Consider the following 19,011-nt stretch of genomic DNA (forward strand, 5'->3'; position numbering starts at 1 on the left):
TATTTTCCTGTTGACGCTTCTTGGGTGCGCTTGTAATCACGCCTCCACGTCAGGTGCAACGCCTGACAGTGGGCGACAGGCCGCAAGGTGTGGCAGGGGACTGTAACTCCCTCGCGGAGACGCACGCCTGGTTCGATTCCAGGGTCGCCCACCATTTCTTTCCCAACCGGAACAGACTTGGTGAACCCCGTTCAGGCGGCTGCAGAACGCGCGGCGGTGATGCGGTTGAACCAATCGATGATGCCATCTAGATCAGGCTGCAACTCTTCGGCGGCACCATCTGAAAAGGCCAGGAATTTCTCAGCGTTCAGGCCGTTTACACCCAGCAAAACAGGGATATCCTGCGCGATGGCATCGCCAATCACGGGGCGAAATCCGCGACCGTCCGCCTCGTGTTTGCCGAATTTGTTGATGATCAGCAGTTGTGGGGCTTCGGCCAGAGACGCAGTGACATAGCCAACCGCCTCTTCCAGAGCAGCCGGATCCAGGCGACATCCGCGCGACATCGTTCCCAGGGACTGAGAGATGCGGATCGTGGCCCCGTCCGGCAGCACACGCAGGTCCATGTCGCACTTGGCGTCGTCGGCGCATTCGGTGTTGGTTTGCACCACGCCGGACAAGCGTGCGCCGTCTTGCAAAAGCCGTTCGGCAACCGCGCTCAGCAGGCGGTCTGTGGCACCGCGATCCTTTGTTTTGACGTAAGCCAGATGCATCTGTCGACCTCTTCTATTCGTACCGTGCCGTTTCAGATAGCACGCAAGGCGGGGCTTCGCCACTCTGCCGCGCTCCGGGCGCCTGCACAGCGCTTCAAAAGCGCGTTCGCAGAGGTGCAGGCACAGCGCAGGGGCAACTCAACGCCCCTGCCCGGTGTTACAACCCAAGCGCTTTGCGGCGTTCTTCGGCAAAACCCTGAACGATCCGGTCGGCGATCAGGGCCAGAATGGCCATAGCTGCACCGGCCGAGATACCAAGGCCAACATCCGCCTGCCCCAGCGCCAGATAGATCGATTGGCCCAGACCGGTCGTGCCGATCAGCGCCGCGATCACCAGCATCGCAAAGGCATAGAGAATGGTCTGGTTCAGCCCCAGCAGAATGGTCGGCGCCGCATAGGGTGCGCGCACATCGCGCATGATCTGCCATTCGGTCGCGCCACTTGAAATGGCGGCCTCCATCATCTCATCCGGCGTGTTGACCAGCCCATGCCGCGTGTAGCGGATCATCGGAACAATCGCATAGGCGCAGATCGCCAGAAAGGCCGAGAACTCACCGATCTGAAACACCATCAGCACCGGGATCAGGAACACGAACAACGGGATGGTCTGCAGCATGTCGCAGATCGGGCGGACCACTTTCCAGACCGGTGCCCAAACGGCGCTGGCCAGTCCGATCAACCCGCCCGTCACCGCGCAGAAGAACACTGCGGCCCCACTGAGGTAGAGCGACAGCAAAGCACGCTCCCACAGGCCAGAGACCAGAATGGTGCACAAAAGACCAACGACCAGAGCGGCCAGACGCCACCCGCCAGCCACCCAGGCCAACGCCCCAGCGCCGGTCAGCACAAAAGGCCAGGGCAGATTGGACACGCCGGTTTCCAGCATCCCGATCAGGATCAAGGCCACGAGGCCACCGGTCAGATGCCCCCGCCACGCCATCAGCAAGGCAATCGCCGCACCAAATGCAAAGAGGCCAAAGCTCATGGCCGGGTTCCACTGAAAGCCCCAGGTAAAGGGCAGCACGGCTTGATCCAGCCCGATCCGTAGCGGCAAAAGCACATAGAACAGTGCATTGTTCTTGAGCGCGTCCAGCCATGGCCCGTTCGCCTGGGTAAAGGCCGTCAATCCACGATCTACCGCCCCTGCCATCGGGTCGAGCAGAGTCAGTTCCGACGGGTTGGGCAGCCAGACCCAGAAGGCCGCAGTAAAGACCACGGCAAAGGCCAGAACGGCCCAGAACACGCGGCGGTCATAGTGTTTGCGATCAGCGGCCAAAGTCCCGCTCATCCGGTCGATCACGACGGCGAACACGACAATCACCAAGCCTGCCATCAGAGATTCGCCAAACTGCGCCTTGCGCATGGTCAAAAGGACTTCCCACCCGATGTCGTTGAACCCGCCGATAACCGCAGCGATGATCACCATCGAAAGTGCGGCCATCAGGCATTGGTTGAAGCCCACCATGATCTGCGTCGCCGCAGCGGGTATCTCGACCTGAAACAGCTGCTGGAACCGGGTGCCACCGGACATGATCGCAGCCTCTTTGATCTCGGGCTCGACGCGTTCGAGACCCAGCATCACGTTGCGCGCCATTGGCGGCGCGGCGTAGATGGCCGATGCGATCAGTCCCACGACCGGACCAAACCCGAACAGCAGCAAAAGTGGCGTGAGGTACGCAAAGGTCGGCACGGTCTGCATGACATCCAGCACGGCCTGCAAGGCAGATTTCACCCGTGGCACTTCGTTGGCCAGAATACCAATGGCGCCTCCGACCGTAACCGCAACCGGTACGGACACGGCGACCAAGGCCAGAGTGTTCATGCTTTCGGCCCAATAGCCCGATGCCAGCACGAAGCTGAGGCCCAGAAACCCGAGCGCGGCCATGGGCAGCCCACCCAGATACCAGCCCAGCGCGGTCACCAGCCCGATCAGGATGGGCCAGGGCGTATTGCCAAGCACAAAATTGGCCCAGTTCATCGGATAGGCCATGATATCGGAAAACAGCCGCGCAACCGGTTTGATACCGTTCAGGAACCAATCCAGAAAGGTCCCGACCCATTGAGTCGCGGGCAGCTCCCACGCGGCGGGCCATTTGACCAGCCAAGGGGCAACGCCCTCAAGCGCAAGGCAAACAGCGCCCACAATCAGGGTGATCAGGGCCGCCTGCGCTCCGGCGGTCAGACGTGCGATGTGCTGCGCCGGGATGTCCGTCGCAACCGTCATGCCTCATCCACCTGCAGCGCCGCGGCCAGGTCCGACGGGTGTACGGTGCCCACGACAGCGCCGTTCGCGTCGCGCACGGGCACGGGCTCATACAGCTCCATACATTGCGCCAGCGCGGCATCCAGTGTCATCGCGGTTGTCAGGCCGGGATCATCGGGGCCACATTCGGACGCATCATCCTGCATGACAGAGGCCACCCTGGCGTGCTGACCCTTGGCCACGTCCTTCGAGAACTCGCGCACATAATCGTCCACCGGCCGCAATACGATATCCGAGGGCGTGCCGATCTGAACAATCTTGCCATCACGCATGATGGCAATCCGATCCGCCAGTTTCAGCGCCTCCTGGATGTCATGGGTGATGAATACGATCGATTTGTTCAGTGTCGCCTGAATGCGCAGGAACTCATCCTGCAACTGGCGGCGGATCAGGGGGTCGAGGGCCGAGAACGGCTCGTCCAGAAACCAGATATCAGGGTTCACGGCCAGAGACCGCGCGATCCCAACGCGCTGGCGTTGCCCGCCAGAAAGCTGGCGCGGAAAGCTGCTTTCGCGCCCGTCCAGCCCGACAAGCGAGATCACCTCTTGCGCGCGGGCCAGCCGTTCCTTTTTTCCAACTCCCTGCACGCGTAGCGGATAGGCCACGTTTTCGGCAACGGTCATATGCGGAAACAGGCCAAAATGCTGGAACACCATGCCCAGCTTTTTGCGGCGCAGTTCGGTCAGGTGTTTCTTGGACGCCCCGATGACATTTTCGCCCTCGATCCTGATCTCACCCCCGGTGCCTGGCAGCAGTTGCGAGATGCAGCGGATCAGCGTGGACTTGCCAGATCCTGACAAGCCCATGATGACGAAAAGCTCGCCATGTTTGACCTCGAAATTCGCGTCTTGCACGGCAGGTATTAGCCCGGCTTCACGCAGATCGCTGGCGGCTTTGTCGGCGTCTCCGCCTGACCGGGCCAAAGCGTCGGTCAGGGCATTTTCAGCGCCATCGCCAAAGACCTGCCAGAGGTTCTGGCAGGCGATGGCTGGCGTTCCTTGATCATTCACGAATGTCGGCTCACTGGGTTGCAGCGTCGACAACCGGACGCCATTTGCCTTCGTTTTCCGACATCCAGGCCGCAACGACTTCTTCAACCGCGCCGCCATCGACATCAATCGCACCCATCATCGGCTGCTGATCTTCGACTGCCAATTGATAGTTCGACAGGATTTCATAGGCCGCAGGCCATTTGTCTTCCATACCGCTCCAGCTTGCCTTGAAGATACGCGAGGGCGAGAAGTCACAGTCATTGACGGCATTGGGGTTCGGGCCCCAAGCTGGATCGTTAAAGCACGCCTCTTCACCTGCAGGCAGTTCGACGAACTGAACGTCATAGGCCGACATCGCCCAGTGTGGCTGCCAGAAGGTGATCAGCAGTGGAGATTTACGCTCGGTCGACGCGCGCAATTCAGCGATCAATGCGCCTTCGGATCCTGCAGGAACCGCCTTGAACGGCAGTTCAAGCCCGGTCATCCGGTCCGCGCCGGGTGTGCCCCAATCGGCAGGATAGTCGACCAGACGACCGCCGGGCAGTGTTTCCGCAGTTGCAAAAACCTGCGCGCATTCCTTCAAGGCTTCCCATGCGGGCAAGCCCGGGCACAGCTCGGCCACATGCGCGGGATAGGCAATGCCTTCCTTGGCATCCAGACCCAGATCACCGATTTCGACAACGGTGCCTTCACCAACCTTCTTGGCATATTCATCCGACACGTTGGACGACCAGATTTCCAGTGTCGCGGTAATGTCGCCATCCGCCAGAGCCTGGAACTGGTTCATCATGCCTGCAGTGACGTATTCGACGTCATAGCCCGCAGCCTTGAGCATTTCACCCGCGACATGCGTGGTCACGTGCTGACCGGTCCATTCGTTGATGGCCAATTTGATCGGCTCATCCACCGCGCCCATGTCTGCCGCCTGAGCCGCACCGGCAACTGTGAGCGCCAAAAGGCTTACTGTCAGCTTTTTCATGGATATTCTCCCTGTTATTTTTTGCCCACAGCAGCCGATGGGCCACTGCAGTCTTTCCTGATTCAACACGTCCATGCCGCAACATGCACAATTCGGGCACTGAATTGAAAGGAAACTATTCAGCCTTGCCCGGAATTGTTTGATCCAACACGGAAACATTCCTGACCTGCAGCGATCATATCCATTCTTACGCCTCAGGTACCTGATCCTCAAAAACTGCGGTAAATTGATTGACCAGTCAATTATAAACTGAACCCAATTTCACTGCGATGGGACTCACGGCGGTCACATTCGCCTTGCGTGCCAGGAACAAAGCGGCAACACTTGGTGTGCAGGAGGGCCCATCGGATGCGCGACTTTGACGACATATTCACGCTGGCAGCGGATCGCCATGGCGGCACTGACGCGCTTGAGGCCAAGCTGACAAAGCCAAAGACCCCTGCTGAGCTGGCTGTCATGCCCGAGGACAGGTGGCTGTCGATTATCTGCAAATCCATCTTTCAGGCCGGTTTCAACTGGAAGGTCATCGACTCCAAATGGGAGGGGTTCGAGCTGGCCTTTGACGGCTTTGACGTCGGGCGGTGCGCGTTCATGGATGACGAAAAGTTCGATTCTCTGCTGCAAGACACACGAATCGTCCGCAACGGGACCAAGATCTCGGCGGTGCGCGACAACGCGGCGTTTTTTCTGGAACTGCGCAACGAAGGTGGCGCGGGCGAGGTTCTAGGCGGCTGGCCCTCGACCGATTTTTTCGGCTTGCTTGCGATGCTGGGCAAACGGGGATCCCGGCTTGGCGGCGCGACCGCGCAGTATTCGATGCGCTTTGCCGGACGTGACAGTTTCATTCTTTCGCAAGATGTCACGGCACGCCTGATTGCCGAGGGTGTGATCGACAAGCCTGCAACTTCGAAAAAAGCCATGGCTGCTGTGCAGGGCGCGTTCAACGAATGGATGGATCAATCCGGGCGGTCGCTGACAGAAATCAGTCGGGTTTTGGCCATGAGCGTGTAAATCGGCTTGCAGAGCGGTCCTTGCGCATTAGGCTTAAAGACATGGCGCGCCTTCTGTTTGTTTTGATCCTGATTTTTTTTGCATCCTGTGGTCGCCCCCTGACTGAACAGGAAAAGGCGTTCGCCGGTTCGATACAAGGCTCAACACTTGATCTTGACCGGGTGCGGCTGGTCGAGGGTGCCCCCGTTGCCGCCATCACATACAAGCGCAAGGCCCGGCCCCGTCTGGCCTGCCGCGAACGGATCCTGCCGCCGGTGAAAGAAGAGATCGTCACCGGCAAACCTGCCGCGGTGGCCCTGTTCAACCGCGTGTATTTCACCAGGGACTGGTATCTGGACGACTACATGTCGCAATACCCCGAGCGGGTCAGCCTGATCGCGGCAATGCTGCTGGCGCATGAGCTGACCCATGTCTGGCAGTGGCAAAATCGCGCGACCACCGGCTATCACCCCCTGCGTGCCGCTGCCGAACATGGCCGTCAGGACGATCCTTATCTGTTCGATCTAAGCACTTCGCCGGATTTTCTGGCCTACGGGTATGAACAGCAAGGGGCCATTGTTGAAGAATATGTCTGCTGCCGCGCCCTCGACCCCGACGCGCCGCGCACCAAACGGCTGCATGACATGCTCAGCGTCCATTTCGATGTGGAAACTCTGCCCGGTTCTCGGCGCGAACGGGATGTGCTCCTGCCCTGGGATGGCGCCGAGATCGAGGAGATCTGCCGCTGACCCCTATTCCTGCAGGGTTTTGAGGAATTCGACCAGATCGGCAATGGGCTGACTTGTCAGAATCGGCTGCCCGTCCGGGGTTTTGATCGCCGTGTCCTGACCTTCAAAATAGGGGCCATAGACCGGCATCGGGCTGCCGTGGCTGACCAATGGATCGCGCCCATCAATCCGTCCGACAACGCGCGCTGTCGGAAAAACACCGTTCTCATCCGCCAGAGTCTTGAGGTTGGTGGGCTGGATGACCAGAACTCCGGCCATTGGTCCATGCCCGGTGGCGTCCAGCCCGTGACATGTCGCGCAATAGTGCTGGTACAGTTCTGCCCCGGTTTGTGCATCCTGCGCCAAAGCAGGGCTTGCCACGGCCAAAACCGCCGCTGTTGAACACGCTTTGATGAACCAAGCTGTCATCGCATCCTCCGCTGAAATCAGACATTTGCAGGGTTGCCCGGCGGTTCACTTGGCGCAATGATCCAGATCAACGAGGTCAGTGCGGGGATCAGATCATGACTCAATACGCGGCAATAATGCTGGTCGCCGGCATCGGCATTCCCATTCTGGCCGCGTTGAACGCGGCATTGGGGCGCCTGATCGGATCCCCGAACACAGCCGCTGTCATTCTGTTCGCGATTGCCTTTGCGGCCTCAGCACTGGCCTTGCTTGTCTTGCCCGGTGGGCAGGCCTTTGCCAAAGCCGCCCAAGCCCCAAAACACTTGTTCCTGGCAGGGGTCCTGATCGCGTTCTACGTGCTGTCCATTACACATGTTGCACCGCATTTCGGCGTAGGCAATGCGGTCTTTTTCGTTCTGCTGGGTCAACTGATCAGCACCGCTGCGATTGATCATTTCGGCCTGTTCGGCGCGCAGGTCACACCGCTGACACTGATGCGCGCCGGGGGTATAACGGTGATGGCAATCGGCGTGGCGATCACTCAACTGGCTTGAGAACGCCCGCCTCCAGCCGCACCATCCTGTCCATACGCGCCGCCAGTTCAAGGTTGTGGGTGGCGATCAGCGCGGACAATTCGCCCTCACGCACCAGCGACATCAGGGCGGCAAACACCTGATCCGAGGTTTCGGGATCGAGGTTCCCCGTCGGTTCGTCCGCCAACAGAACACGCGGCGCATTGGCAAGGGCGCGACAGAACGCAACGCGCTGCTGTTCCCCCCCCGACAGGGCCGCCGGGCGGTGATCGGCGCGTTGGGCAACACCGACGCGTTCCAGCAACAGCATCGCACGATCCCTGGCCTGCCGTTCAGGCGTGCCGTTGGCCAGCTGTGGCAGCACGATATTCTCAAGGGCAGAAAACTCGGGCAGCAGGTGGTGGAATTGATAGACAAAGCCCACGTCCTGACGACGGATTGCTGTGCGCGTGCGGTTCCCTTTCTGGGTCACATCCACGCCCGCAATCTCGACAGTGCCTGCATCCGCCATGTCCAGCAAACCGGCAATATGCAGCAAGGTTGATTTCCCGGCCCCGGAGGGGGCAACCAGCGCGACAGCCTCACCCGCTTTCAGCGTCAGATCGGCACCGCGCAGAACCTGCACCTCGCCCGGCGCACCCGGCAAATAAGTCTTGCTGAGCCCGGTCAGCCGCATCGTCACATCATTCATAGCGCAGCGCCTCAACCGGGTTCAGCCGCGCAGCACGACGCGCCGGAAAGTAAGTCACAAGAAAGGACAGCCCCAGCGACAGCCCGATGGCCTTGAGCACATCGGACAAGTGTAGCTCGGCCGGAAGGGCATAGATCCCGCGAATAGCCGGGTCCCAGACGCCCCCGCCCATGACATAGTTCACGAACGAAAAAATCGGATCGATATAGAGCGCGAAAAGGCATCCCAATATCACGCCCATGGCCGTACCGATGATGCCGGTAAAGGCCCCGCAGATGAAAAACACGCGAAGGATCGACCCTTCGCTCAGCCCGATGGTGCGCAGGATACCGATATCTCGCCCCTTGTTTTTCACCAGCATGATCAGGCCGGACACAATGTTCATCGCTGCGATCAAAACCAGGATCGACAGGATGATGAACATCACGTTATCCTCAACCTCAAGCGCACGCAGAAAACCGCCCGAGGCATCCTGCCATGTCCAAAGCTGCGGGCGTCCACCGGCGGCCTCAAGAATAGGGATCAGCACCGGATTCATGTCTTCGGGGCGCTCGACCATCACCTCGATCTCGTCAGCCACGCCTTCACGGTTGAAGAAACTCTGCGCCTCGGCAAAAGGCATATAGACGCGGGTGCGGTCGATGTCATAGCGACCAGCGGAAAAGACGTAGACCACCTCATAGGCGTTCACACGCGGGGACGTACCGAAAGCAGTTTTTACGCCATTCGGGGAAGTGACCTTGACCCGGTCGCCCACCGTGGCCCCGATGGCGCGCGCGACACCTGAACCAATAGCAATCCCGTTTTCGAACTGGGACAGATCGCCATAGGCCTGATCGCTTTCGGCGATACCCGGCAGGCTGAACAGATCATCCGGGCGGATGCCAAACACCTCGACCCCGGTGCTGCGATCCCGGTTCGTCAGCAGAACCTGCCCTTTCACCAAAGGCGCCGCGCGTTCCACCCCCGGCACGCCGGCAATACGCTCGGCCATTTCGTCATAGTCGGCAATGGTGCGGTCAACCTGCCCCTGCGCGTTGATTTCACCCGTCGAGTACACGGTGGCATGCGCATTCGCCCCCAGGATCGTCCCGACAAATTCCGAGCGGAACCCGGACCGAACCGAAAGCGTCGCTATCAGGGCAAAAACCGCAAGCGTGATGCCGATCAGAGAGATCCACGTCATAACGCTCACACCGCCTTCGGCGCGGCGGGCACGCAGGTAACGCCATGCGATTTTCCATTCAAAAGGCGCAAAGGGTGGAGGTGTGCTGGCCATTCCTGCTCCGGCTGTCATTTTGCGGCGACCCTTTCGGCATTTGGCGAAATGGTCAACCGGCTTGTGTCAAATTGCGCGTTTTGGCGCAACGGTGGATCAGCTGGGCTGACAGGGATCGAATCAAACGCCACAACACCCGTCAATTAGGAGAGTCTCTGGGTGCTTGCTTCCCCACAGGTTGTGAAACCCTTCACAGACAAAGGCTTATTGTTTCAGTTATGAAGTCAATGCGCGCCGGGCGTGAAATACTGAATTCAAAATGCAACATATACCCGGCAATTTTATTTCGCTTTTTGCGTATTTTTGGAAACTTTGACACCCTATTTGCGGGGGAACACATTTTCAGAGCGGGGGTCGCTCATGAGTATTCAAGGAAGAATGGAAGGAACGGGTCTGATATCGACCCGAACAACATCAACGGAACTGGACTGCGAAACCGCTGCATTACTGCGCGCTGCAATCCTGCCCTTGTTCACCAGCGCCGCAAGCTGGGCCAATCTGGCGGAAATCCTCAAAGAAAAAGGGTATTGCCTGTCGTTTCGAAAAGGCAGCCTGTGCCTCACCGATCGAGAATCCGGTGACCGGGTGTGCGGCATGCGGTTTCTGGGTCTGGATTTCAAAGACCTGGTTCGGCGCATGGGTCGTCCGATTGTTGTCGCCCGCGGCAACGGCGCGGATGGCGATGTGCTGGCCGCACGGCCAACACAAGGCGTATCCTGACCTCAGGCGATACCTTCGTAGATCTGCGCGATCTTGGTGACCGCCGCTTCGGGGCTCAGCTCTTCGCTTTCGCCGGTGCGGCGGCTGGTCAGTTCGACCACACCGTTTTTCAGCCCACGCGGGCCAACCGTGATGCGCCAGGGTAAACCGATCAGGTCCATGGTGGCGAATTTGCCCCCTGCCCGCTCATTCCGGTCGTCATATAGCGGTTCAAGCCCAAGCGCGGTCAGCGCCTTGTAGATCTTGTCGCACGCCGCATCCGCCTCATCATCGCCCTGCTTTAGGTTGACGATGCCACAGTGGAACGGCGTGACACCTTCGGGCCAGATGATGCCTTTGTCGTCATGGCTTGCCTCGATGATCGCACCGATCAGACGGCTGACGCCGATGCCATGGCTGCCCATATGCACGGGAACAGGTTTGCCGTCCGGGCCCTGCACGGTCGCACCCAGAGGTTCCGAGTACTTGGTGCCGAAATAAAAGATCTGACCAACCTCGATCCCGCGCGCCACGCGGCGGCGGTCTTCGGGGATCTGGTTGAACAGAGCCTCGTCATGGGTCTCATCTGTGCGGGCATATTTGGTGGTGAATTCTTCCAAAATCGCCTGACACTGCGCCCGGTCGTCATAGTCAATTTCCCGATCGCCAAAGGTCAGATCGGTCACCGCGCTGTCATAGAACACTTCGGATTCGCCGGTATCGGCCAGCACGAGGAACTCATGCGTGTCATCGCCGCCAATGGGGCCGGAATCGGCCCGCATTGGGATGGCTTGCAGCCCCATACGCTCATAGGTGCGCAAGTAGCTGACCAAATGGCGGTTATAGGCGTGCAGCGCGTCTTCTTTGGTCAGGTCGAAATTGTATCCGTCCTTCATGTAGAACTCGCGCCCGCGCATCACGCCAAAACGCGGGCGGATTTCATCGCGGAATTTCCACTGGATTTGATAGAGCGTCAGCGGCAGGTCCTTGTAGCTGCTCACATGACCGCGAAAGATATCGGTCACCAGTTCCTCAGCCGTCGGCGTATAGAGCATATCGCGCCCGTGGCGGTCCTGCATGCGCAGCATTTCCTGCCCGTAATCATCATACCGCCCGGATTCGCGCCACAGGTCGGCCGATTGCAGGATCGGCATCTGGATCGCGATGTGGCCCGCCCGCGCCTGTTCCTCATGCACGATGTTTTCCAGCTTGCGCAGCACTTTGAACCCCAGCGGCAGCCACGAATAGATCCCGGCGGCGGCTTGTTTGATCATGCCTGCGCGCAGCATCAGCCGGTGGCTGACGATCTGAGCCTCGGACGGGGTTTCCTTGAGAACGGGCAGAAAGTAACGGCTCAGGCGCATTGTGTGACCTTTGGAGGTGAAAATTCAACAAACAGGTGATTATGCCAAACCCCCGCCGGGGGCAATCGCACAATGATGAATTTGCGACCAAGAGCCCGTCGGATTTTTGATTGACCCGCCGATCAGGAACTTCAAATGTACCGGAACTGTAAATTCTCGAGGCGCCAATGCTGACGATCCAAGAACCCGCGCGCGACATTCCTGTTGTCCACAAAACCGATATTCTGGTTGTGGGCTCTGGCCCTGCTGGATTAGCCGCAGCACTGGCGGCCGCCCGGGCAGGCGGCGAGGTGACGATCATGGATCGCTTTGGCTGCATGGGCGGTAACATCACTGCTGTGGGCGTCGAAGGATTTGCCTGGTACCGCCACGAACAAACCGTTGAGGCCGGTGGCATCGGCATGGAGTTCGAAACGCGTGCCAAAGACATGGGTGCCGCGGTACCCGAAAGCCAATCGCTGAGTTACGAGCTGGATAGCGAAGGGTTCAAGCTGGTGGCCGACCGTCTGATCGAAGAAGCTGGGGTTCACCCGATGCTTCACCGGCACTTCGTCGCTCCGATCATGGAGGGCGACAGGATCACCGGTGTCATCACCGAATCCAAAGCCGGGCGCGAAGCCATTCTGGCCCGCGTCGTGATCGACGCGACCGGTGACGCAGATGTCGCCCATCGGGCGGGCGCACCGACCCACAAGACCGCACCGGAGCAGATGATGGCGGCCTCGGTCATGTTTCATCTGGCGGGCGTCGACAAGCGCGCCTTTATGGAGGGTGTGAAAGCCGATCCGCAAACTTACAAGGATTGGGGCGGCGGTGGTGAGTGGAATATCGAGACCTCGGGCAAAGAGGACGACATGTTCTCACCCTTCGTGCACAAGCCCTTTCAGCAGGCCATTGATCAGGGCCTGATCCCGCCGCATCTGAACACCATCGCGGGCACTTGGGGCGCGATGCACGATACCGGAGAGCTGACCTATATGAACCTGATCCATCTGGATCAGATCGATGGTACCGATCCCGACAGTCTGACCAAAGGCGAGATCGAAGGCCGCCGCCAGACCATGCTGGCCATCGACGCCTTGCGCCGGTTCATGCCCGGCTGCGAAAACGCCCGGCTGCGGAATTTCGGCATGACCATTGGCATCCGCGACACGCGCAAGATCGACGCGGTCTACAACATGACCGAGGATGACGCCCGTCATCAGGGCCGGTTCGAGGATACGATTGGCATTTACCCCGAATTCATCGACGGCTACGGCATCCTGATCCTGCCGACGACGGGGCGTTACATGCAAATCCCCTATCGCTCGATGCTGCCGAAAGGGGTCAAAGGGTTGCTCGTTGCCGGACGCTCGCACGGGGCTGATCGCGTAGCCCACGCGGCGACACGGAACATGGCCTGCTGCGCGGTCATGGGTCAGGGGGCTGGCATCGCGGCGGTCCTGTCGCTGCGCAGCAATCAAGAGCTGCATCAGATGAACCTCACCCCGGTTCATGCCGAGTTGGAACGTCAGGGCGTTCGGATCCACTGATGGACACGATCCCCACGATCGATATCTCACCGCTGCATCGCCCGGGCGATCCACAATACGATCCGACGGTCCGGCAAATCATGGATGCTTTCACTGGTATCGGATTTCTGTCGATCACCGGCACCGGTGTAACTCAGGACACGATTGAACGTATGCGTACCTGTGTGCAGGACATCTTTGCCGTCGAGGAGCGCAGCAAGTGGAACCGTGCCATCACGCGCGAGAATTATCGCGGCTATATTCCGATGGGGTTCTTCACACCCAACGACGGCTCTGGGCAGGCCGACAAATACGAAGGGTATAAGCTGCATCATGAGACCCCTCGTGATGCGGCTGTCTGCGTTGAATGCCCGCTTTACGGCCCCAACTTGTGGCCCGACGAAGTGCCCGATGCGCGCGAGACCATCTTGGAATACTGGCGCCAACTGGACGAGGTTGCCGGGCTGATACTGGGCGCGCTGGAGATTGGTTTGGACCTCAGCCCAAACCTGCTGAGGGATGCATTCCGGGACCCGATGACCAACATGACGCTGTTGCACTATCCCCCGCAGCAACCGGATGAAGCTGGCTATGGCATTCATCCGCATAAAGACACCGACGCCCTGACCATCATCGCCCCCGACCCGGTCGGTGGGCTTGAGGTTCAGACACGTGATGGCACCTGGATCACACCCGACTGCCCGCAAGGCGGTTTTGTCGTCAACATCGGGGATATGCTTGAATTGTGGTCGGGGGGACTGTTGAAATCGACACCCCATCGCGTTGTCAATCGCTCGGGTCGGGAACGATACTCATTCCCTTATTTCGCCGTGCCTCGGCATGATGTGGTGGTTCAGCCACTGCTGCCTGCGCAACCTGGATTCAACCGCCCGTCCGTGCATTGTGGCCATTGGTCCGCAGAAATCTGGCGCACCAATTGGCCGGATGAGGATGCGACAAGCGACACCCCTGAATTGGGTACGCTCAGCGACTGAACCGGGAATTCACCAGAGGCATGAAGCGCTTGCATCGCAGGCTGTCATGCGCCAAGAACACGGCAAAGTGACGCCACAAGGGAATGCGACATGGCTTTACCGGTCAGGGATCAGCTCAGGTACTGGGGTATAGCCGCTGCACTTTTCGTCCTTGTCCTGTGGTTTCTGGGCGATGTCCTTCTGCCCTTCGTGATCGGCGGTGCCATCGCCTATTTTCTGGACCCTGTTGCGGACCGGCTGGAACGGCTGGGCCTGTCTCGCATGGCCGCAACCGGTATAATAACAGTCGCCGGCATCCTGGTTTTTGCCCTGATGATCCTGATGGTGGTGCCAGCGCTGATTACCCAGCTGCTGGACCTGATCGATATCATGCCAAGCCTGTTCCAACAGTTGCGGGCCTTTATCGAGGCGCAGTTCCCCGAAATCCTGGACCGCGAATCCCAGACCCACCAGATGCTGGTTTCGTTTGGTGAGACGCTGAAATCCAAAACAGGTGACGTGCTGCAATCGGTTCTGGCCTCGGTCGGGTCGGCCATCAACGTGGTCGTTCTGCTGGTCATCGTCCCGGTTGTCGCCGTTTACCTGCTGATGGACTGGGATCGCATGATCGCCCGGATCGGAGAGCTGCTGCCCCGCGATCACGCCCCCACCATCAAGCGTCTGGCCTCCGAAATCGATGATGTTCTGGCCTCGTTCGTACGCGGGATGGGCACCGTGTGTCTGATCCTTGGCACCTATTATGCGGTTGCTTTGATGGCGGTCGGTCTGCAATTCGGCCTGATTGTCGGCTTCATTGCCGGGCTGGTGACCTTTATCCCCTACCTCGGTGCGCTGATCGGGGGCGCATTGGCCATCGGGCTCGCGTTGTTTCAATTTTGGGGGGATTGGGCACATATCGGGCTGGTTGCCGGGATCTTTGCAATCGGACAGGTGGCCGAAGGCAACTTTCTGACCCCCAAGCTGGTCGGCAGCTCGGTCGGACTGCACCCTGTTTGGCTGTTGCTTGCCCTTTCGGTATTCGGCGCATTGTTTGGCTTTGTCGGCATGCTGATCGCCGTGCCTGTTGCCGCAGCCCTTGGCGTGCTGGCACGGTTTGGAACGACGCAATACCTGCAAAGCCGCCTTTACAACGGGCTTGAAGGTTCGCCCGCGGACACAGACGAATAAATGGCCACACAGCTAAGCTTTGAGCTGCCCTCAAAGACCGCACTCGGTCGCGAGGATTTCTTTGTCTCGCCCGCCAACGCGTTGGCCGTGGCGATGATCTCGGCCACGTCCTGGCCCGGCAACAAGCTGGTTCTCAGCGGACCGGCCGGATCGGGGAAAACCCATCTGGCCCATGTCTGGGCGGCCGAAACCGGCGGCCGGATCATCGGCGCGGCGGAGCTGCGACATCAGGATGTGCCGGAATTGGCGCAACGCCCCATCGCGGTCGAGGATGTGCCTGTTATCCGGGACAGTATCGAACAGCAAAAAACAATGTTTCATCTGCATAATCTGGTTCTGGCCGAAGGGCACGCGCTGTTGATGACGGGGCGCGCAGCGCCGAAGACTTGGCATCTGCCACTGCCTGATCTGCAAAGCCGGGTCGAAGGGGCCCATCACGTGGCGCTGGACAGCCCCGATGACGCGCTTTTGGGGGCGGTCTTGACCAAGCTCTTTCTGGATCGGCAACTCAACCCCGCACCAGATGTCATCGCCTATCTCGTCAAACATATGGATCGCAGTTTTGAGGCCGCCGCCTGGGTCGTTGATCGGCTGGATCACCTCGCGCTCAGCGAAAAACGGGACATTACGCGGGCTCTGGCCGTTCGCGTGCTCAGCGATGATCCCAATCCAACCGCCCACAACGATTGACCGAAGATCAGCGATTTCGCATCTTGTTGAGAAAAACGACTGGGGACTCGATGGAACAGATCGCCGCGACTGATGCGCAGGGTTACGGCCCGTTCGGAAAACCGCTTGTGGACGACCCCGGCGCGCGGGCCCTGTCGCGTGTCGGTGTGGTCGATATCGGATCGAACTCGGTTCGAATGGTCATCTTTGACGGCGCGGCGCGATCTCCGGCTTATTTCTACAATGAAAAAGTCATGTGCGAACTGGGGGCTGGCCTTTCGGAAACCGGGCGGCTCAACCCCCGAGGGCGCGAACGCGCCTTGGCTGCGTTGGACCGGTTTCAGCATCTGGCAAAGAATCTGGGCTTGCCCGCATTGCACGCGGTTGCGACTGCGGCGGTGCGCGAAGCCGAAGACGGGCCCGAATTCTGTGCGCAGGTCGAGGCCGAAACCGGCCTTAAGATCAATGTGATCAACGGCGCGGAAGAGGCCCGATTGTCCGCCCAAGGCGTGTTGCTCGGCTGGCCCGGCGCCTATGGCCTGATCTGTGATATCGGGGGATCATCGGTTGAACTGGCCGAGATTGGCGAGGGCGAGGTTGGCCGCCGCATGACCTCACCCCTCGGGCCGCTGAAACTGCGCGATATCAAAGGGGGGCGCAGGGCGCGCAAGGCGCATATCAAGCAGACCCTCGAAGAGATGCGTGATCAGATGGGGCCGCAACGCGACCGCCTGTTCCTGGTGGGCGGCAGTTGGCGGGCCTTTGCGCGGCTGGATATGTTGCGGCGCGGCTACCCATTGGTCGTTTTGCATGAATACCGCATGACGCACAAACAGGTGCGCGAGACGATCAAGTTCATTGAAAAAGGCGATCCGGAAAAGCTGCGCAGTTTGGCAGGCGTGTCAGGTTCGCGGATGGCATTGATCCCCTTTGCAATGGACGTGCTGGCCCGGCTGATCCGCACGTTCAAACCCAAGGACATTGCCATATCCAGCTATGGCATCCGCGAGGGGTTGCTGTACCAGCAAATGCCGCAACGCCTGCGCGACCGCGATCCGCTGATCGAAGCCAGCCGCTTTGCCGAGGCAAAAGACGCCCGTTTGCCCGGCTATGGCAAACACCTGTTCGATTTTGTTATGCCCCTGTTTCGGTCGGCCCCGCCGCAAAATGTGCGCCTGATCAAGGCCGCCTGCCTGCTGCATGACGTTAGCTGGCGTGCGCACCCGGACTACCGCGCCGAGGTCTGCTTTGAATACGTCACCCGCGCCAATATGAGCGGGCTGAAACACTCGGAACGCGTCTTTATCGGCCTCGCCCTACAGCATCGGTACCGCAACAAGCGGGAAGGAAACCGCTTTACTCCGCTTTATGAGCTGTTGGACGAAAAGGGTCAGAAACAGGCAGAAATTCTGGGCAAAGCCATGCGATTGGGCGCGATGTTGTGGATGCAAAACGACGCAACCATCGGCAAGCTGCGCTTTTTTCCCAAAAAACAGCAGTTGGAACTGATCCTGCCCAAATCCGCCAAACCCCTGTTTAATGAAGTGGCCGAGGCACGCCTCCGGTCACTTGCGAACGCTTTGAAATCAGAATCCCGGGTGATCATGCGGCGCTGAGCGTCGCTTAGATGTCCGTGACACCGTCTGCGGGGGCTTCGGGATCAGCCTTTTCCGGCAGCTCATCCGGTTGCTTCTTTCGCAGAATGATATCTCCGTTCGGCAGAATCTCAGGCGCTTCATAGGCGCTCCAGTCCTCGACCTGAGCTGCGATTTCCGCCAAAGCCGGGCCCATTTCCTGCAAAAATGATTGCATCGCCGGCCCTATCTGATCCGCCAGCCCCAGAAAATCGTCCAGGGCAGGCTCCATCTCTTTCCGCAGGCCTTCCATAAACAATTCAGCGCCACGTTCCATGAGGGACTTGCCCTCGCTGTCCTGCGCCACGGCGGGACCAGAGGCGGTGACACAAATCGCACTTATGAGCAAAAGTTTCCGCATATGGAAAATATAGGCGATGCGCGCGACGGTTGAAAGGTTACAGATCGATGTCCAGCGTTACCGGAAAATGATCCGACGCGGTCAGCAGGGCGCGCTGCAAATCAGGCATCTTGTTAATCTCGGCATCCCGCAAAGGATGCCATATCCGCCAGCGCGGGTTCAGATCGCGCAGATCACCGCTGATCATGATGTAATCCAGCAGTGCCTCAAGAAAGCGGCCTTGGTCTCGCTTTTCAAACCGCGCGGTCGAAGGCTGAGGCCCGTCGCCCTGATCGCGCGCCGCATGTGGATCATACAGTCCCGGCTGCATTGCAATCTCAACCGAGGACCGTCCGAAAAGGTCTTCGAATTCATCCAGTCCCGGCCCGTCGTTCAGATCGCCCATCAGCACCACGGGATCACCGTTGTGCAGATGATCCTCAACCCGCTGCGCCAGCCAGATCGCCTGTGCCAGTTGTTTGCGCCGGTTTGAAATCGACATGCGAATGGCCTCATCCCGCGATTTGGCGCCATGCGGGGCTTTGGACTTCAGATGCGCCCCAATCAGGCGCAGCCGCGTTCCAGAGGCGGTTTCAACCGCCAATTCCAGCGGCGGTTTCGAAAATTTGACGTGATCCTCAGTGGCATCCACATCCAGATCGATATGAAAGACGGAATCAAACCGCGGCGCCCGCGACCCGGATGCCTCTCCCACAGGATCATGTCGAACCGTCAGGGCCGAGGGATCGTAGATCAACCCTAACTCCTGATGCGTGTCATTGGGAAACCCCATCACCGCGTGGGACATGCGCAATTCAAACGCCTCGGCAAAGTGTTGCAAAGCGCGAACGGTGTTCTGAACCTTGCCTGTGTTCGGAGCCTCGACAATCAGAACCGCATCAGCGTCCAGCGCCGTCAAGACCGTGGCAATCGCCTCGACCTGTTGCGCCTTGGTCACGTTGTGCCGTCCGGACCAGCTGTCGTCGACGATCAATGTATCATTGCGGTCAAACAGATTGGCGAACCACTCGATATTGTAGGTCGCCAGACGCATCG

Annotated in this window: 19 protein-coding genes and 1 tRNA gene; 10 read left to right on the plus strand and 10 right to left on the minus strand. The window is 59.4% G+C overall.

All coding sequences use genetic code 11. The features are described 5' to 3' along the window. Positions 1–70: 70 nt before the first annotated feature. A tRNA-Tyr gene (locus ACR0AG_RS06570) sits at positions 71–154 on the plus strand. Between the two features lie 37 nt (positions 155–191). On the opposite strand, the gene ACR0AG_RS06575 is transcribed toward ACR0AG_RS06570, so the two are convergent. The 4 genes from ACR0AG_RS06575 to ACR0AG_RS06590 form a co-directional block, all read right to left on the minus strand. Then, a complete protein-coding gene (locus ACR0AG_RS06575; RefSeq protein WP_480837473.1) occupies positions 192–713 on the minus strand; it encodes a DUF2478 domain-containing protein in 522 nt (173 codons plus the stop codon). 157 nt (positions 714–870) lie between these two features. Next, positions 871–2,937 carry an ABC transporter permease gene (locus tag ACR0AG_RS06580; protein ID WP_480837474.1) on the minus strand — a complete coding sequence of 689 codons (2,067 nt, stop codon included), beginning with the start codon at positions 2,935–2,937 and terminating at the stop codon, positions 871–873. Continuing rightward, a complete protein-coding gene (locus ACR0AG_RS06585) occupies positions 2,934–3,986 on the minus strand; it encodes a quaternary amine ABC transporter ATP-binding protein (RefSeq protein WP_480837475.1) in 1,053 nt (350 codons plus the stop codon). Before ACR0AG_RS06585 ends, ACR0AG_RS06580 begins: the two co-directional genes overlap by 4 nt. A gap of 10 nt (positions 3,987–3,996) precedes the next feature. After that, a complete protein-coding gene (locus tag ACR0AG_RS06590; protein ID WP_480837476.1) occupies positions 3,997–4,947 on the minus strand; it encodes an ABC transporter substrate-binding protein in 951 nt (316 codons plus the stop codon). 348 nt (positions 4,948–5,295) lie between these two features. On the opposite strand from ACR0AG_RS06590, the gene ACR0AG_RS06595 reads away from it, so the two are divergent. Next, positions 5,296–5,958, plus strand: a complete 663-nt coding sequence (locus ACR0AG_RS06595; RefSeq protein ID WP_480837477.1) for a DNA-3-methyladenine glycosylase I — start codon at positions 5,296–5,298, stop codon at positions 5,956–5,958. Positions 5,959–5,999: 41 nt separating this feature from the next. Continuing rightward, entirely contained in the window at positions 6,000–6,686 is a 687-nt protein-coding gene (locus ACR0AG_RS06600) for a hypothetical protein (RefSeq protein ID WP_480837478.1), read from the plus strand. Positions 6,687–6,689: 3 nt separating this feature from the next. On the opposite strand, the gene ACR0AG_RS06605 is transcribed toward ACR0AG_RS06600, so the two are convergent. Further along, positions 6,690–7,094 carry a cytochrome c gene (locus ACR0AG_RS06605; protein ID WP_480837479.1) on the minus strand — a complete coding sequence of 135 codons (405 nt, stop codon included), beginning with the start codon at positions 7,092–7,094 and terminating at the stop codon, positions 6,690–6,692. A 95-nt stretch (positions 7,095–7,189) separates the two neighbouring features. Between ACR0AG_RS06605 and ACR0AG_RS06610 the strand changes: the two genes are divergently transcribed. Next, the gene (locus ACR0AG_RS06610) at positions 7,190–7,627 is read left to right on the plus strand and encodes a DMT family transporter (RefSeq protein WP_480837480.1); all 438 of its coding nucleotides are present in this window, start codon (positions 7,190–7,192) and stop codon (positions 7,625–7,627) included. Here the strand turns inward: ACR0AG_RS06610 and ACR0AG_RS06615 are convergent. Both ACR0AG_RS06615 and ACR0AG_RS06620 read right to left on the minus strand, forming a co-directional pair. Beyond that, positions 7,611–8,297, minus strand: a complete 687-nt coding sequence (locus tag ACR0AG_RS06615) for an ABC transporter ATP-binding protein (protein ID WP_480837481.1) — start codon at positions 8,295–8,297, stop codon at positions 7,611–7,613. The genes ACR0AG_RS06610 and ACR0AG_RS06615 overlap by 17 nt on opposite strands. Then, entirely contained in the window at positions 8,290–9,576 is a 1,287-nt protein-coding gene (locus tag ACR0AG_RS06620) for a lipoprotein-releasing ABC transporter permease subunit (protein WP_480837482.1), read from the minus strand. The genes ACR0AG_RS06615 and ACR0AG_RS06620 overlap by 8 nt, the downstream gene beginning before the upstream one ends. Positions 9,577–9,936: 360 nt before the next feature. On the opposite strand from ACR0AG_RS06620, the gene ACR0AG_RS06625 reads away from it, so the two are divergent. Next, positions 9,937–10,296: a hypothetical protein gene (locus ACR0AG_RS06625; RefSeq protein WP_480837483.1), complete on the plus strand. Its 360-nt coding sequence runs from the start codon at positions 9,937–9,939 to the stop codon at positions 10,294–10,296. Positions 10,297–10,298: 2 nt separating this feature from the next. Here the strand turns inward: ACR0AG_RS06625 and proS are convergent, their stop codons facing one another. Next, positions 10,299–11,639: a proline--tRNA ligase gene (proS, locus tag ACR0AG_RS06630; protein ID WP_480837484.1), complete on the minus strand. Its 1,341-nt coding sequence runs from the start codon at positions 11,637–11,639 to the stop codon at positions 10,299–10,301. A gap of 167 nt (positions 11,640–11,806) precedes the next feature. Between proS and ACR0AG_RS06635 the strand changes: the two genes are divergently transcribed. The 5 genes from ACR0AG_RS06635 to ACR0AG_RS06655 all read left to right on the plus strand — a co-directional run bounded on the left by ACR0AG_RS06635 (position 11,807) and on the right by ACR0AG_RS06655 (position 17,597). Beyond that, on the plus strand, positions 11,807–13,171 hold the full coding sequence (locus tag ACR0AG_RS06635; protein WP_480837485.1) for an FAD-dependent oxidoreductase: 1,365 nt from the start codon (positions 11,807–11,809) through the stop codon (positions 13,169–13,171). Continuing rightward, positions 13,171–14,145 carry an isopenicillin N synthase family dioxygenase gene (locus tag ACR0AG_RS06640; protein WP_480837486.1) on the plus strand — a complete coding sequence of 325 codons (975 nt, stop codon included), beginning with the start codon at positions 13,171–13,173 and terminating at the stop codon, positions 14,143–14,145. The genes ACR0AG_RS06635 and ACR0AG_RS06640 overlap by 1 nt, the downstream gene beginning before the upstream one ends. A 90-nt stretch (positions 14,146–14,235) precedes the next feature. Next, positions 14,236–15,312, plus strand: a complete 1,077-nt coding sequence (locus tag ACR0AG_RS06645; protein WP_480837487.1) for an AI-2E family transporter — start codon at positions 14,236–14,238, stop codon at positions 15,310–15,312. Then, positions 15,313–16,002, plus strand: coding sequence for a P-loop NTPase family protein (locus tag ACR0AG_RS06650; RefSeq protein ID WP_480837488.1), 690 nt, complete (start codon positions 15,313–15,315; stop codon positions 16,000–16,002). Between the two features lie 50 nt (positions 16,003–16,052). After that, positions 16,053–17,597 carry a Ppx/GppA family phosphatase gene (locus tag ACR0AG_RS06655; protein ID WP_480837489.1) on the plus strand — a complete coding sequence of 515 codons (1,545 nt, stop codon included), beginning with the start codon at positions 16,053–16,055 and terminating at the stop codon, positions 17,595–17,597. 7 nt (positions 17,598–17,604) lie between these two features. On the opposite strand, the gene ACR0AG_RS06660 is transcribed toward ACR0AG_RS06655, so the two are convergent. Both ACR0AG_RS06660 and ACR0AG_RS06665 read right to left on the minus strand, forming a co-directional pair. After that, complete coding sequence (locus ACR0AG_RS06660) at positions 17,605–17,976, minus strand: hypothetical protein (protein ID WP_480837490.1); 372 nt, start codon at positions 17,974–17,976, stop codon at positions 17,605–17,607. Between the two features lie 37 nt (positions 17,977–18,013). Beyond that, positions 18,014–19,009, minus strand: coding sequence for an endonuclease/exonuclease/phosphatase family protein (locus tag ACR0AG_RS06665; RefSeq protein WP_480837750.1), 996 nt, complete (start codon positions 19,007–19,009; stop codon positions 18,014–18,016). Between the last annotated feature and the right edge of the window lie 2 nt (positions 19,010–19,011).

The sequence above is a fragment of the Ruegeria sp. H6 genome, assembly GCF_056532975.1.